The sequence below is a fragment of the Mycobacterium sp. genome (assembly GCF_049673265.1).
In the GTDB taxonomy this organism is placed as follows: Bacteria; Actinomycetota; Actinomycetes; order Mycobacteriales; family Mycobacteriaceae; genus Mycobacterium.
In genome coordinates this window covers 1-14,656 of sequence record NZ_JBATXN010000423.1, presented here as the reverse complement: position 1 = coordinate 14,656, position 14,656 = coordinate 1, and the positions used below count along the sequence as shown (strand labels likewise).

12 protein-coding genes are annotated in these 14,656 nt (G+C 65.3%); 6 read left to right on the top strand and 6 right to left on the bottom strand.

Features of this window, described 5'->3' with window-relative positions; all coding sequences use genetic code 11:
* The first annotated feature begins 41 nt into the window (after positions 1-41).
* From WBF82_RS14735 to truA, 3 genes are read left to right on the top strand one after another with little or no spacing between them, the layout of a single operon-like run.
* Positions 42-1,085, top strand: coding sequence for a DNA-directed RNA polymerase subunit alpha (locus tag WBF82_RS14735; RefSeq protein ID WP_424383738.1), 1,044 nt, complete (start codon positions 42-44; stop codon positions 1,083-1,085).
* A gap of 24 nt (positions 1,086-1,109) precedes the next feature.
* Entirely contained in the window at positions 1,110-1,748 is a 639-nt protein-coding gene (rplQ, locus tag WBF82_RS14730; RefSeq protein WP_424383737.1) for a 50S ribosomal protein L17, read from the top strand.
* Positions 1,735-2,631, top strand: a complete 897-nt coding sequence (gene truA, locus WBF82_RS14725; RefSeq protein WP_424383736.1) for a tRNA pseudouridine(38-40) synthase TruA — start codon at positions 1,735-1,737, stop codon at positions 2,629-2,631. Before rplQ ends, truA begins: the two co-directional genes overlap by 14 nt.
* Positions 2,632-2,638: 7 nt before the next feature.
* Here the strand turns inward: truA and WBF82_RS14720 are convergent, their stop codons facing one another.
* The 3 genes from WBF82_RS14720 to WBF82_RS14710 all read right to left on the bottom strand — a co-directional run bounded on the left by WBF82_RS14720 (position 2,639) and on the right by WBF82_RS14710 (position 4,901).
* Entirely contained in the window at positions 2,639-3,250 is a 612-nt protein-coding gene (locus WBF82_RS14720; RefSeq protein ID WP_424383735.1) for a cutinase family protein, read from the bottom strand.
* Positions 3,251-3,332: 82 nt separating this feature from the next.
* A complete protein-coding gene (locus WBF82_RS14715) occupies positions 3,333-4,034 on the bottom strand; it encodes a cutinase family protein (RefSeq protein WP_424383734.1) in 702 nt (233 codons plus the stop codon).
* Between the two features lie 48 nt (positions 4,035-4,082).
* A complete protein-coding gene (locus WBF82_RS14710; protein WP_424383733.1) occupies positions 4,083-4,901 on the bottom strand; it encodes a cutinase family protein in 819 nt (272 codons plus the stop codon).
* 107 nt (positions 4,902-5,008) lie between these two features.
* Here WBF82_RS14710 and eccB point away from each other — a divergent pair, with 107 nt between their 5' ends.
* Positions 5,009-6,397 carry a type VII secretion protein EccB gene (eccB, locus tag WBF82_RS14705; protein ID WP_424383732.1) on the top strand — a complete coding sequence of 463 codons (1,389 nt, stop codon included), beginning with the start codon at positions 5,009-5,011 and terminating at the stop codon, positions 6,395-6,397.
* Here eccB and mycP read toward each other — a convergent pair.
* Complete coding sequence (gene mycP / locus WBF82_RS14700; protein ID WP_424383731.1) at positions 6,383-7,732, bottom strand: type VII secretion-associated serine protease mycosin; 1,350 nt, start codon at positions 7,730-7,732, stop codon at positions 6,383-6,385. The two genes, eccB and mycP, sit on opposite strands and share 15 nt — an antisense overlap.
* Positions 7,729-9,141 carry a type VII secretion integral membrane protein EccD gene (eccD, locus tag WBF82_RS14695; protein WP_424383730.1) on the bottom strand — a complete coding sequence of 471 codons (1,413 nt, stop codon included), beginning with the start codon at positions 9,139-9,141 and terminating at the stop codon, positions 7,729-7,731. Before eccD ends, mycP begins: the two co-directional genes overlap by 4 nt.
* A gap of 110 nt (positions 9,142-9,251) precedes the next feature.
* Here eccD and eccCa point away from each other — a divergent pair, with 110 nt between their 5' ends.
* Both eccCa and WBF82_RS14685 read left to right on the top strand, forming a co-directional pair.
* Positions 9,252-13,058: a type VII secretion protein EccCa gene (gene eccCa, locus WBF82_RS14690; protein WP_424383729.1), complete on the top strand. Its 3,807-nt coding sequence runs from the start codon at positions 9,252-9,254 to the stop codon at positions 13,056-13,058.
* Between the two features lie 200 nt (positions 13,059-13,258).
* The gene (locus WBF82_RS14685; protein WP_424383728.1) at positions 13,259-14,284 is read left to right on the top strand and encodes a type VII secretion-associated protein; all 1,026 of its coding nucleotides are present in this window, start codon (positions 13,259-13,261) and stop codon (positions 14,282-14,284) included.
* 8 nt (positions 14,285-14,292) lie between these two features.
* Here the strand turns inward: WBF82_RS14685 and WBF82_RS14680 are convergent.
* Positions 14,293-14,656, bottom strand: a 364-nt coding sequence (locus WBF82_RS14680; RefSeq protein ID WP_424383727.1) for an SHOCT domain-containing protein, incomplete at its 5' end; no start/stop codon positions are given.

Here is a 14,656-nt window from a genome sequence, read left to right as displayed (position 1 = left end):
GCATCAAATAGCGGGTGCCGAGAAGGAGAAGAAGAAACACCATGCTGATCTCACAGCGACCCACCCTGGCCGAAGAGGTCATCAACGACAACCGTTCGCAGTTTGTCATCGAGCCGCTGGAGCCGGGATTCGGCTACACGCTTGGTAATTCGCTGCGCCGCACGCTGCTGTCGTCGATTCCCGGCGCGGCCGTCACCAGCATTCGCATCGACGGTGTGCTGCACGAGTTCACCACCGTGCCCGGTGTCAAGGAAGACGTCACCGACATCATCTTGAACCTCAAGAGCCTGGTGGTGTCTTCCGAAGAGGACGAGCCGGTGACGATGTATCTGCGCAAGCAGGGTCCGGGCGAGGTCACCGCCGGCGACATCGTGCCGCCGGCCGGTGTCACCGTGCACAACCCCGAGATGCACATCGCGACGCTGAACGACAAAGGCAAGCTCGAGATCGAGCTCGTCGTCGAGCGTGGCCGCGGTTATGTCCCGGCCGTGCAGAACAAGGCGTCGGGCGCCGAAATCGGCCGTATCCCAGTGGATTCCATCTACTCGCCGGTGCTCAAAGTGACCTACAAGGTGGACGCCACCCGTGTCGAGCAGCGCACCGACTTCGACAAGCTGATCCTCGACGTCGAAACCAAGAGCTCGATCGGCCCGCGTGACGCGTTGGCGTCGGCGGGTAAGACTCTGGTCGAATTGTTCGGTCTGGCACGCGAACTCAACGTCGAGGCCGAAGGCATCGAGATCGGGCCGTCGCCGGCCGAGGCGGATCACATCGCGTCGTTCGCGCTGCCGATCGACGACCTGGATCTGACCGTGCGGTCGTACAACTGCCTCAAGCGCGAGGGGGTGCACACTGTCGGCGAGCTGGTGTCGCGCACCGAGTCCGACCTGCTCGACATCCGCAACTTCGGGCAGAAGTCCATCGACGAGGTGAAGGTCAAGCTGCACCAGCTGGGTCTGTCGCTCAAGGACAGCCCCGCCAGCTTCGACCCGTCGGAGGTCGCGGGATACGACGTCGCTACCGGCACCTGGTCCGCCGAGGGCAGCTACGACGACCAGGACTACGCGGAAACCGAACAGCTCTAACGCACTAACCCAAGGGAGTCAGCAATGCCCAAGCCCACCAAGGGCCGTCGCCTCGGCGGATCGTCTTCGCACCAGAAGGCGATTCTGGCCAACCTGGCCACGGCACTCTTTGAGCACGGCCGCATCAAGACCACCGAGCCCAAGGCTCGGGCACTGCGGCCCTACGCCGAGAAGCTGATCACGCACGCCAAGAAGGGCACGCTCCACAACCGGCGTGAGGTGCTCAAGAAGATCCGCGACAAGGACATCGTGCACAGCCTGTTCGCCGAGATTGCGCCGTTCTTCGCCGACCGCAATGGCGGCTACACCCGCATCATCAAAGTCGAGGCACGCCAAGGCGATAACGCCCCGATGGCGGTGATCGAGCTGGTGCGGGAGAAGACGGTCACCTCGGAAGCTGATCGTGCGCGTCGGGTCGGCGCTTCGAAGGCCGCTGCGAAGAAGGTGTCGAAGGCTGCGCCGGAGGCGGCCGCGGCGGCGCCGCAGGCCGCAGTCGAGCCGGAGGCCGCGGTCGGTGGCGAGGCGCAAGAAGCAGCCGAGGCCGAGACTACCGAGGCTGAGGCCGCGACGCCTGAGCCCGAGGCCGAGGCTGACAACGCTGAAGCGGAGGCCGTTCGGCCGGACGCCGCTGAGCCGGAAGCCGAGGACGGTGACAAGTCCTAGCGATTCGCCGTTGAACGACGTGCCCGCCATCGACGCCGATGGCGGGTGCGTTCGTCTTCGGCTCGATATCGCCTATGACGGCACGGATTTCGCCGGCTGGGCAACGCAGGCCGGGCAGCGCACAGTCGCTGGCATTCTGGAGGAGGCACTCTCGACGGTGTTTCGCGACCCGGTGCGGCTGCGAGCTGCCGGACGCACCGACACCGGTGTGCATGCCACCGGTCAGGTCGCCCACGTCGACGTCCCGGCGGGCGCGTTGCCCAACGCCTATCCGCGTTCGCCCCGGCCGACCGAACCGGAATTCCTGCCGCTGGTTCGCCGTCTGGGCCGGTTGCTGCCCGCAGACGTCCGGATTCGTCGAATCGTCCGCGCCCCAGCGGGTTTCGATGCGCGATTCTCGGCGCTGCGCCGTCACTACGTGTATCGGCTCTCGACTGCCCCCTACGGGGTAGATCCCCATCAGGCCCGCTACATCACCGCTTGGCCGCGCCCGCTCGATGTCGACGCGATGGCGGAAGCATCCCGAAACCTGCTGGGACTACATGACTTTGCCGCGTTTTGTCGCCACCGCGAGGCGGCCACCACCATTCGCGATCTGCAGCGGCTGGATTGGGCCCGTGATGGTGAGCTGATCACCGCAGACGTCACCGCCGACGCATTCTGCTGGTCGATGGTGCGCTCGCTGGTCGGCGCGCTGCTGGCCGTCGGCGAACACCGACGCACCGCCACCTGGTGTCGCGAGTTGCTTACCTCAACACGGCGGTCCAGCGACTTCGCTGCCGCACCCGCGCGGGGGTTGACGCTGATCGGCGTGGACTACCCGCCGGAGAACGAACTGCAGGCGCGGACGTTGATCACCCGCGACCTGCGCACCCGCGACTGATCCTCGGCTACACCCTGCCGGCAACGAAACTGGCGGCCTGATCCACCAGTCCCGAGCCGATGTAAGAGGGCTGCAGATGCGAGGCCCACACGGTGCCTCTCCCACAGATCGGGTCGCCTTGCGCGCATTGGTCGATCGTCTTACCGGCGAAGGCGGGGGCGGGTCGCCGGGTGCCGTTGCCGAACAAGGCGACCGCCGCGACGTGCTGATCCACCCCCGGTGGTATGCGGCCCCAGGTCGCGAGGTCAGCCACTTCGGCACCCAGGGAATAGCCGCCGAGCACCTCGCGGGTGCCCGGGCAACTTCGGGCCATGGATTGAACGTGGGCGCTCATATCGCCGGCGCCGCTGTCGACGCTGATATTTGCCGGATAGTTGACGCCGTAGGCCCCGATCGACATGTTCGGCACTTTTGCGCGCAACGAATTGACGAACGCGTCGCCGACCGCGCCGAGTCCGGGTGGCTCCTCTCGGCCGCGGGCGAAAACCACCTCCGCACCGGGGCAATCCGCCGACGCTGTCGGAATCGACCCGGCCGCCGGCAGTAGCGCCGGGGCGATCGGCAGCCCCGGGGCGAGCAATGCTGCAGCCGCCAACCTTGCCACCGGAGCAAATTTCATTCGCGGATGTTATCGAGCAAACCTAGATATTTGCTGAAACGGTCCGCAGGGTTCGCTTAGTGCTGTTGGCCGCAGAGATCGGTTACTGCAGCTTGCTTGCGACGAAGTCGGCGGCCTGATTGACCATGCCGTCGTTGATGTATCCGCTCGCGGCGTGTTGCGGCCAGTTCTCATTCCAGGTCTGCGGGTCGGCAGGGTTGCAGATCGGGTCGGTGCCGTGGCACAGGTCGATGGTCCGGTCGTTGTAGGCGGGGTTGAAGTTCGTGATCGGCCCGACCCACTGGCTGCCGTTGCCGAACAGTGCGACCGCCGCGATGTGCTGATCGGTGCCCGGCGGCAGCGGATTGGTGAAGCCGAATGCCGCGATGGGGGCCGCCAGCACGACGTCGGCGACCGCCGCGCCCAGCGAATAGCCGCCCAGCACGATGCGGGTGTCCGGGCAGCCGTTGATCGTGTTCTGGACGTGGGCGCTCATGTCGTTGGCGCCGACGTCGACCTGATTGTCGGCGGGGTAGCGCACCGCATAGAGGCTGACGTTGCGGTGCACCCGCGACCGCAGCGCGCTGACGAAGGAGTTGCCGATGACCCCGGCGCCGGCCGGTTCCAGGCGGCCGCGGGCGAACACCACCTCGACGTCGCTGCAGGAGGCCCGAGAGACGGGAGCCGTCGGGATCAGCGTCGCGGGCGCAAGCATCAACGCCGTGGCGAGAAATCCGGCGACCGCGAACCTGGCTAACGAGCGCGGGATCGACTGTCGCGGTGGGTTCATCGGACGCAGATTCATGGCCCGATACTAATGCGACGTGTGCCGATTAGCGCGAGGAGTTTTCCGTCAGCGAAACAGCGCGGGCTGGTCGACGACGACATTGCTTGGTGGTTGGCCACCAGGACCAGGGCCAGGCGCGGGTCCGGGCAGTGGTCCAGGTCCGGGAAGCACGCCCATCGGCGGTCCGGGTGCGGTGGGGGGCAGCACCGCCAGCAGCCTGGTCTGCACGAAGCTGGCCGCCTGGGTGGTGTAGACCGGCACATAGCCCTCGGTGTGCCCACTCCACTGGTTGCCGGGGCCGGCGTGGCAGATCGGGTCCTCGGGGTTGCAGAAGTCGATGGCCTTGGCGCCGAACATCGCGCTCTGCGCCGATATCGGCCCGCCGCTACGGTCGGCCGGGTTGCCGAAGGTGGTTACCGCGATGACGTGGTCGGCGTACTGGGCCGGCAGCGCGCTGCCCCAGCTGATGCCGCCGACCGGAACCCCGCTGACGATGTCGATCACCGACGCGCCCTGCGAGTATCCGCCGAGCACCTGCGGGGTGCTGGGGCACTTGTCGGCCACATCTTTGATGTGTTTGATGGCGTCGTTGGCGCCGTCGCCGCCGTGCAACTGCAGCAGGCTGGCCTTGTAGTTGACCGGGTAGGCATCGATGTTCTTGCCGGTGTTCTGGCGCAGCGTGTCGACCAAGGACTGGCCGACACGGCCCAACCCGGCCGGCTCGTCAGTGCCGCGGGCGAAGGTCAGCGCGACGTCCGGGCAGTTGTCTGCGTGCGCCGACGGGGCGGCACGGAAAACGGCGCTGGGCGTGACCAGCAGGACAGCGGCGGCCAGCACCGCGGCAGCGGCCAGGGACACCGAACGACTGATGTGGTGAATGCTCACCGGGCGATTTTACCGAGAACAGGTCAAACGGTCACATCGGCGGTGATCCGGCCCTCGCTGTGGATCGACGCCAGAGCACGCCGTGACCACGAAATATCGTGCAACCAATGGGATCGCAACCGACTCCGCGTCTGTACGTCAGCGGATATCGATTTCTGCTGCGCCGTATCGAATGCGCTTTGCTGGGCAGGGACATTCGCACGGTCAACGGGCCGATTCGCGCGCCGATGCAGTCGCTGACGGCCGGTGCTGTGCTGGCGATCGTCATGCTGGCCGGGTGTGTGCTGCTGGCCATGATTCGCCCACAACCGGCGTTGGCGAATGCGCCGATCGTGATGGGCAAACAGTCGGGGGCGCTGTACGTCCACATCGGCGAAACCCTGCATCCGGTACTGAATCTCGCCTCGGCCAGGCTGATTAGCAGAACGAACGCTGACCCGCAGCCGGTGCCCGAGTCGGAATTGGGCCATAGCAAAAGGGGCCTGCTGCTGGGCATTCCGGGTGCCCCACAATTTCTCGGGCTACCACTTGGCGAGGACGAATTGCGATGGACGGTATGTGACAGCGTCGGCGAGGCACCGAGTACGACGGTGGTCATCGGTCCGGCCGAGGGACCGCTGTCACGCCCTTTGACGAGTGAGCAATCCGTCCTGGTTAGGCCCGCGTCCGGCGGGTCGACTTACCTGCTCTACGCCGGGCGCCGGGCCGTGGTGAATCTCGATGAACCCGCAGTTGTCCACGCGCTCGGGCTGGACGGTCGGGTCCCATTGGCGCTGTCACCGACGCTGCTGAATGCTATTCCGGAGGCGCCGCCGATCGCCCCGCCGCGGATTCCCGATCGCGGCGCTCGCGGACCGGCCGCACTTCCGGGATTTCCGGTCGGCAGCGTGTTGCGGATAGCTCGCGCCGACGGCGACGAGTATTACGTCGTGCTGAGCCATGGGATCCAGCGCATTGGCCGGGTTGCCGCGGATCTGCTCCGTTTCTCCGACTCCCGCGGCGCCCGCACCGTCATCTCCGTCGCGCCCGACGTCATCCGCGCGACGCCGACGGTGTCCGACTTACCGGTGGCCACGTTTCCCGACCGGACGCCGACGCTGTTGAGTGCCGGCTCTACGACGCTGTGCGTCGGCTGGCGGCATGCGGCGTCGGGCGGTGTCGAGGTCGCCCTTTCGGCCGGCGGCCTACCCATCCCGGTCGGTCAGGAGCCGGTGAAGTTAACGCAGGCCGACGGGAATGGTCCAGCCGTCGACGCCGTCTACCTTTCGCCAGGGCATAGTGCCTACGTGCGTGCCACTGCTCTGTCGGGAGACAACCCGCAAGCCGGCACCCGATACCTGATCACCGACATCGGTGTGCGATTCGCCGTCCACGACGACGATGCCGCCCACGATCTCGGTCTGCCCAATACAACCGTCGCGGCGCCGTGGCCGGTACTGGCGCAACTTCCTGCCGGGCCGGAATTGAGTCGGGAGAAGGCCTCAGTCGCGTCGTAGCCGGGCCGTCAATGCACCGAGAACCAGCACCAGGGTCAACACGCCAGCGCAGATCGCCGCGCCAAACAGTGCCGTGTCTCGCCCGCCGTGGTCCTCCTGTGGGGGAGGCGGGGCCGGTGCAATCGGCGCTGGTGTGCGAGGCGGCGGAGGTAACCGGCTTACTGGCGGATCGGTGCTGACTGCAGCGAGGAAGTCGACAACGCCCGCGCCGACCAGTGGATCCCACCCGCCGGGCGGATGATGCGCGGTCGCCTCGATGCGTTGCATCACTTGGCGCGCAGTCAGTTTCGGGAACCGGGATCGAATGAGCGCCGCCAACCCGCTGACCACAGGAACCGCGTAGCTGGTGCCTGATAGTTGCACCGAACCATCCGGTCCCCCAAGGGTATTCATCAAGCCATCTCCCGACGAGCTCAGCGATGTCACCGCCTCACCGGGGGCGGCGACATCCACCCACGGTCCGGCAAGGGTGAACGACGATGGTTCGCCTTGCGCGTTTACCGAACCCACGGTCAGCACGTAGTCGTCGTACCACGCCGGGCTGACCGCAACCGTCACGGTGTCCCACGTCGCTTCGGGTCGCTGGGCGGGACACTGCCCCGCACCGGTGTTGCCGGCGGCAACCACCACGACGACGTTCTTCATGTCAACCGCGTAAGACAGCGCGGCGCCGAGTGCGCGGTCGTCGAGCGCCGATCCGACCCGGATGCAGGCAACCGAGGAGATATTGATCACCGATGCGCCGAGATCCGCTGCCGTTCGAACGGCTTTTGCCATGGTTTCGACGTCGCCGAAGCCGGAATCGGACGTATCCGCGATTGCGCGAAACTTGGTGCTGGACTGGCGGATGCTGATAAGACGGGCGCGGGGGGCCACCCCGCTGAAGTCATCCATATGATGGGAATCCGGTGCGGCAGCGATGATCCCGGCCACGGCCGTCCCATGACCATCGCAATCTTGGGTGCCATCGCCGGTAAATACATAGTCACCGCCGGCCGCCGTGTCGGGCAGCCGCGAGTGCGGCGAAACACCGGTGTCGATGACAGCCACCCGTTGGCCCGAACCGCGCGTGAGTTTCCAAACCGCGGGCAAATCGAGTCCGGAGAGTTGACCGGAGTCGTTGGCCCGCTTTGCATCGGCGGCCATGGACGGCACTGCGCATATCGACCGCTGCACGGTGGGCCGCGGCGGTCTCGCCGGCGCTGGCCCGGGTAGCCGGCTGTTGTCGATCGGCGGCGGCGAGACCGCATGCGCTGCTGGCGCTTCACATTGCGGCAGCACGATGATCATCGCCGCCGACGCACACCGCAGCGCTTTGGACTGCGCGGGGCTCATGGCAGGTTCATGCTACGCACGGCGCTGTAAAGCCCGCAGATCCAGAACGCGAGCGGCACGACGACGGCGAAGGCGACATACTCCAGCAGCTCGACCAGTCGTCGCCCGATGGGGGAGAGCATCGCGGTGTGCGTAATGAAACCTAGGTATAAAGCGGCGCCGGCCAGCAACGTCGACACAGCAGCTATGTACGGCGTCTGAGGCGGGTAGGCAACGGCGGTGATGACGAGAGTTGCACTGAGCGTGGCGGTTCCCGCCGCGACCAGTGGCACCGATCTCGCCAGGTCAGGGTGCGAGCGCGCGCGCAACAGCAGCACGCCGCCGGCTACCGTGGCGAACGCAGCGCCAAGCCAGCGTGGGCTGTCGGTGAATAACGATCCAGTCGCCGCGCCGATAGCACCCAGCGCCGCAGCAGCAGAAAATGCGGCGACCAGGCTGGTTAGCCAGCTATCGGCGTGGATCGACTTGGCGCTCAGCGTGTCACGAGCCGTATCGGGCTCCGACGTCACTTGCGATGACAGCCCTGCCAGCATGATCGACAGTGGTGCGGACGCCTCGACAAAAACCAGCGCTATCGCCGCGGACACCGCACCAATCGCAGGTAGCGGTACGGCGGTGACCGCTCCCACCGCTGCTGCAGCCGCTTCTATTCCCGCAAAGCATGCCACCGTGGTGAACACGGTTGGGCGGCAACCTATCACTCGCATGGCGGTCGCCGTCGTAGCAGCGGCAGCCGCCGCAAGCAGCGCATTCGGCGCCGCCAGACCGCCCGGAACGGCCAGCAAGCCGGCGAGCGCGGCGAATCCGCCAGCCGCCAGGCCCAAGGTAAGTCCGGCTGTCCCGTCGCCAAATACGCGGTGGGCGGCTAGCGCCGCCAGCAGCGCGATGAAACCGGCCACCGCGGCGACGGCACAGCCGCCCCGTCGGACATCGTTGGTAGCAACGGCCGTTGCAATCAAGATCGCTGCGCTGGTGGCCGTTAAGCAACTGGCGGCCAACGCACTAACCAGCCCGGCAGCTTGCCGAGTCCAGGGTCGCGCTTTCGAAGCGAGGGAGACAGATACGGCCTCTGCTACATCATCGAAACGCGGTGGCGTCAAAACGGTCGACGAGCTGGTCAGGATCAATACCGCGCCGTGTCGGATTCCAGACTGGGCCAATGTCTTTGACGGGTCCAGCGCAATATTGCCGGGGAGCGAAAGCTGGTATCGAATAGCCTGCGGATCAAAGTGGTGGCCATATTCGGCCGCCGCAATGTCGATGATCGGTGGTATCAGCGATCCGATAGGCAGCGCGGCCGAAAGCACTAAATCGATGTAACGTGAGTCGGCGTACACAACCACCCGCCGAAAATCCCCGTCGGCGGGATGGGGCTCGGCGCTTCGACGCGCTCCGACTGTTTGGTGCACTGCGACCTCCGTTCGCCGATGCGGACGCTAACCGACGTCGTGATGCCCCGCATGCAGCGATCCACAGCTGACTTGCAGTTGTTTTCACTCGCACCTACGGTGCCGATCGCATGGGCCAACGCGATAGTTCTGCAACGCTGGAGTTCAGCCCTCCGGTGCGGCTGCCACCGCCGGTGTTCGGGTCGGGCGACGTCGTCATTGCGGCGCCACCAGACGTGCCGCGACAGGCACGGACGAATGTGGTGGCCCGTTTTCTGCCGGTCGTCATGGCCATCGCGACAGCCGCGATGATGGCGGTCGTCTTTTTGTCCCGCTCGGCCGTGGCGCGCAACCCGGCGTTCATGACGTTTCCGCTGATGATGCTGTTCTCGGCGGTGGTGACAGTGATGTCCGGGGCGGATCGGCGGCGCGGCGAGCTCAATGTCGACCGCGCCGAGTATCTTGGCTATCTCTCCGACTTACGGGCCGTTGTCGTTGAAACCGCTGCGGCGCAGCGTTCGTCGCTGATGTGGTGCCATCCGGATCCCGATTCGCTGTGGACGTTGGTCGGGGGCTGCCGAATGTGGGAGCGGAGATCGTCGGATTCGGATTTCTGCCGCATCCGAATTGGTGTCGGAACACAGCGCCTTTCCACCCGCCTGGTTTCTCCGCCGACCCGGTCGACCGACCGGCTAGATCCGATCACGGGGACCGCACTGCACCGCTTTCTGAAAACGCACTCGATGGTCCCGGATCTACCCATCGCGATCGACCTTCGGGAGTTCGAGGCCGTGACGTTTCAAGGCGAAGCCGCGCACGTGCGGGCGCTGTTACGCGCCATGATTTGTCAGCTCGCCGTCTTGCATCCTCCGAGGCTGGTCTTGATTGCCGCCGTGATCAGCGACCGCAGTCGAGCTCACTGGGAATGGTTGAAATGGTTGCCGCACAATCAACATCCGCACGCCAAAGACGGCCTCGGCTCTGCCCGGATGATGTACCCGACGCTGGCTGCGGCCATAGACGCATTCGCCGGCTTGTCGCCGCAGCTGGTCGTCATCGTCGATGACGACGTTGCCGGCGTGACGTCGCTGAAGGTCGACACCGGTCACAACCGCCCCGCAAGTACAAGCGAGCTGCTTCTGCGAGTGAGCGAGGACGAGCTGACGAGCGGACAATCCGGCGATGATCAAGTATCCGGACGCCCCGACCAGATGAGTTACACGGCTGCGCTGACGTGTGCGCGACGACTGGCGGGATACCGCGGGCCCGATGCATTACCGGGCGACGGCTCGCGATGGCAGGACCTGCTCGGCATCGGCGATCTCGGCTCCTACACCGCGACTGATTGCTGGAACGGCGGCAGTCCACGCGATCGACTTCGTGTTCCGGTCGGCACAACCGTCACGGGCACATCGCTGGAACTCGACATCAAGGAGGCCGCCGGCAAAGGTATGGGGCCGCATGGGCTTTGCATCGGAGCGACCGGGTCGGGCAAATCGGAATTCTTGCGCACGGTCGCACTCGGGATGATGGTCCGTCATTCACCAGAAGCGCTCAACCTCGCGCTCATTGACTTCAAGGGCGGTGCTACCTTCGCCGGCTTGGAGCCGGCGCCGCACGTCGCGGCCGTCATTACGAACTTGGCCGACAAGACGGCATTGGTCGCCCGAATGCGCGATGCACTGACCGGTGAGATGAACCGTCGCCAGGAAGCGCTCCGTTCGGCGGGTAACCTCGACGGGATTGTCGCCTACGACCGTGCCCGGCAAGCAGGAGCCCGATTAGGTCCCCTTCCAGCGTTGTTCATCATTGTCGACGAATTCTCCGAACTGCTCAGCCAGCACCCGGATTTCGCCGACGTCTTCGTAGCGATCGGCCGACTCGGCCGATCGCTGGGTATGCATCTGCTGCTAGCCAGTCAACGTCTGGATGAAGGCAGACTTCGCGGGTTGGATTCGCATCTGTCTTATCGCGTGTGCCTGAAGACATTGTCGGCCAACGAGTCACGCATGGTGTTGGGAACGGCCGATGGCTACGAATTGCCCAGCACGCCGGGCGCCGCGTATCTGCGCGTCGGCGCTGATGCGTTGATTCGCTTCCAGACCGCGTACGTCTCAGGTCCGTGCCATGCGGAAACAGAAGGCGGTGAAAAGGATTGCGATTTGGCGGACGACGGTGAGCAGCCGTGGCCGGTGCGGATGTTCACCGCACGCCCGGCCGGGCCGATCGCACTCACCGGCAGCGCGGGCGGCGATGAGCGGCGCACCGTACTGCAGACAGTCGTCGATCGGCTCGCGCGGCACGGCCCGCGTGCGCATGAGGTGTGGCTGCCGCCCCTTGGAGCGTCTCCGGCGCTGGAGACCGTTCTGCGCGATGCGGAATCAGAGGGCGCGCCCAGGCGTGGGTTGACCATTCCCATCGGCATCGTGGACCGCCCGTTCGAGCAGAGACGTACGTCGCTGATCGTCGACTTGTCCGGAGCCGCTGGCAATGTGGCCGTAGTTGGAGCGCCGCAATCCGGCAAATCGACGGCGTTGCGCACGCTGGTCACTGCGCTGGGCCTTACCCACGATCCGAGCTTGGTGCAGTTTTACTGTCTCGACTTCGGCGGCGGGACGTTGACATCGTTGAGCGACTGGCCGCACGTCGGCTCGGTCGCCGGTCGAGCAGACCCGCAGTTAGTTCGGCGGATGGTTACCCAGTTTGAAGCAATCATCCGGACCCGCGAGACTGTCTTCCGCGACCATGGGATCCAATCCATGGAGAAGTATCGGCTGCTGAAGGCCAGCCAAGATCCAAGATGCGATCGCTTCGGTGATGTCTTCTTGGTTGTTGACGGATGGGCGACCGTGCGCCGTGAATTCGAAACGCTCGAGACATCGATCAGCAGCATCGCTGCTGAGGGACTCTCATTTGGGGTGCACGTGGTGCTGTCCGCCTCGCGATGGGCTGAAATTCGCCCCGCTCTTAGGGATCAGATCGGGACCCGGATCGAGCTGCGGCTCGGCGATCCCGCGGATTCCGAACTGGATCGTCGACGGGCTCACCTCGTCCCTGAGGGCCAGCCGGGTCGGGGGCTTTCCGAAGATGGACTGCACATGGCGATCGCGCTGTGCGGGGGGCGACTGGGAGAGAGATTGCGGCGTCCTCATAGCGGATGTACCGCGCCCCCAATACCGCTATTACCCAGACACGTCGACTACCACAGCGTGGTTGCGCGGGCAGTCGACGGATCGAGCACCGATGTCCTGCTCGGCCTCGAGGAGAATGAATTGCGGTCGGTAGCGATCGATTTCACGCAACAGCCACACCTTCTGATCCTCGGGGACAGCCAATGCGGCAAGACGGCCGCATTGCGCATCGTTTGCCATGAGCTCCTGCGGACCACGACCGGCGCACAATCCCAGCTGTTCATCATCGATTTCCGCCGCTCGCTGCTCGGTGTCGCCGGGCCCGATTCCGAACATCTTGGCGGATACCTTGCCTCGGCGAATGCCGTTGAGACGGTATTACCGGCCCTGGCTAGCCGGCTGCGTGAACGGGTACCGCCACCGGACGCGACTCCGGTGCAGCTGCGCACCCGGTCCTGGTGGCAAGGACCCGAAATCTATCTCGTGATAGACGATTACGACCTGGTCACCACAGCTAACGGCAATCTGCTGTCAGCGCTGCTGGAATTCTTACCGCAGGCCAAGGACCTGGGCTTGCATGTGGTGGTGGCCCGCCGCAGCGGCGGTGCCGCTCGCGCCATGTTTGAGCCCCTGCTCGCCGGCCTGCGTGATGCTGGGTGCATGGCGCTGCTGATGAGCGGAAGTCCGGACGAGGGCCTGATGATTGGGTCTGTCCGCCCGTCACCGATGCCGCCTGGTCGCGGCACGCTGATCACTCGCGGGAATAGCCCGCAGGTGGTACAGGTCGCCTGGAGTCCCCTGCCATGACCACGCACATAGTTGAGGTCGGACCGAACAAAATTCGGCAATTATGCTGCGGCGAAAGGACAGTCGATGACGATGAGATAGTAACCGCCGCATTCGATAGCATCGACGACTCGGTAACTCTGATTGACCTCCGCCCCGTCACTGTTTACTCGCTGTGGCGGACCGTTCTGGGTTCGTATGCCTACGGTGGCTCTGACCGGGTGATCGTCGTTCACCCGTCGTGGTGGGCGCCGACGCGGATCGATCTGCTCAGCGCTGCGGCAGAGGACCTCGCTGGCGATGTTGTGCTGCAACCCCGGTCGTGGCTGTTGATCCAGGCATCCCCGCTCGAGTCCCAGCACGCGACGGCGGTTGTGGAAATCGCTGACTGCTTCGTGGTGGTCACCGGCGCCGCGGTGGTAGCCGAAATGCGTCGTGGCGAACCCGAGCGCGTCGCTCAGGCCGTTATACGATCCATCCGCGAGATGACTTCGGGCGCGGCTGCGGCCGTGGTGATCGATGCGTCGAGCACGGTAGGTCACGCCCGCGCGCTGGCGGCGATGATCGCCGACAAACTGCGCGTTTGCGACGGAATCAATGCGGTGCAAGTCGACGATGCCGGCTTGAAAAAACTTGCTGCACAGATTATTCGGGGCCAGAGCGCAGCTTACGAGCCGCATTGCACCAAAGCTGCTGGTCGTGGGTATCGCCGGCACTGGGGGCCGATTCTGTTGGCCGTACTGTTCAGTGTTGCGGTATTCGGAGTGCTCGGGGTGCTCACGACGGGCCGTCACACTGTGCCGGCCGGCGATGGCATGCCTACAACGTTTCTGGTGGAAGGTCACGTCGCGCTGCGGGTTCCGGTGCAATGGGCCATGCAGCGCATCATTGCCGGGCCGGGTTCGGCGCGGGTGCAAGTCACCTCGCCATCGGACCCGGAAGTGGCGCTGCATATGACGCAATCCCAAGTTGCAATCGCTACGCTGAGCGCGACCGCCGAGTCTCTGAAACATGCAATCGATGCAGAACCAACTGGCGTGTTCATCGACTTCAACCCGGCCGGCGCCAGGACCGGTCGCCCGGCCGTCACCTATCGGGAGCTCCGGCCCGGGCATGACATCCAATGGATTGTGTTGGTCGACAAAGCGATTCGAATCAGCATCGGCTGTCAAAGTCGTCATGGAGATGACGACGCGGTGCGACAGGTATGCGACCTGGCGGTAGGGTCGGCTCGGGCAGTGGGCTGAACTACCGCTCAGGCCAACGGGCGGTGTCCGATGGAGACCTCGAGCAGGCGCTTCTTCTGCTCCTTGTACTCCTGTTCGGTCAGACGTCCCTGATCGCGGAGCCTGGCGATCTCGCGTATCGCGGCAGCGACCCCGGTGACGACGGTCCGAGGTGCGGGCGTCACGTCGACCTCATCGTCATTCGCCGCGCTTGGACCGCGGCCATTTAGCCGTGCGTGGGTCACCGCCTTGCCGCTGTCCTGGTTGGCGTCTGCGACCGGCGGGCCGGCCATCGCTTGTCCGGCCATACCCGCAAGTCCCATCTGGTTGAACGCATTTGCCGAGCTGGCTTCCACCGACGGCACAGCTGCCGCGGCGGGGCCGGTAAGCGGC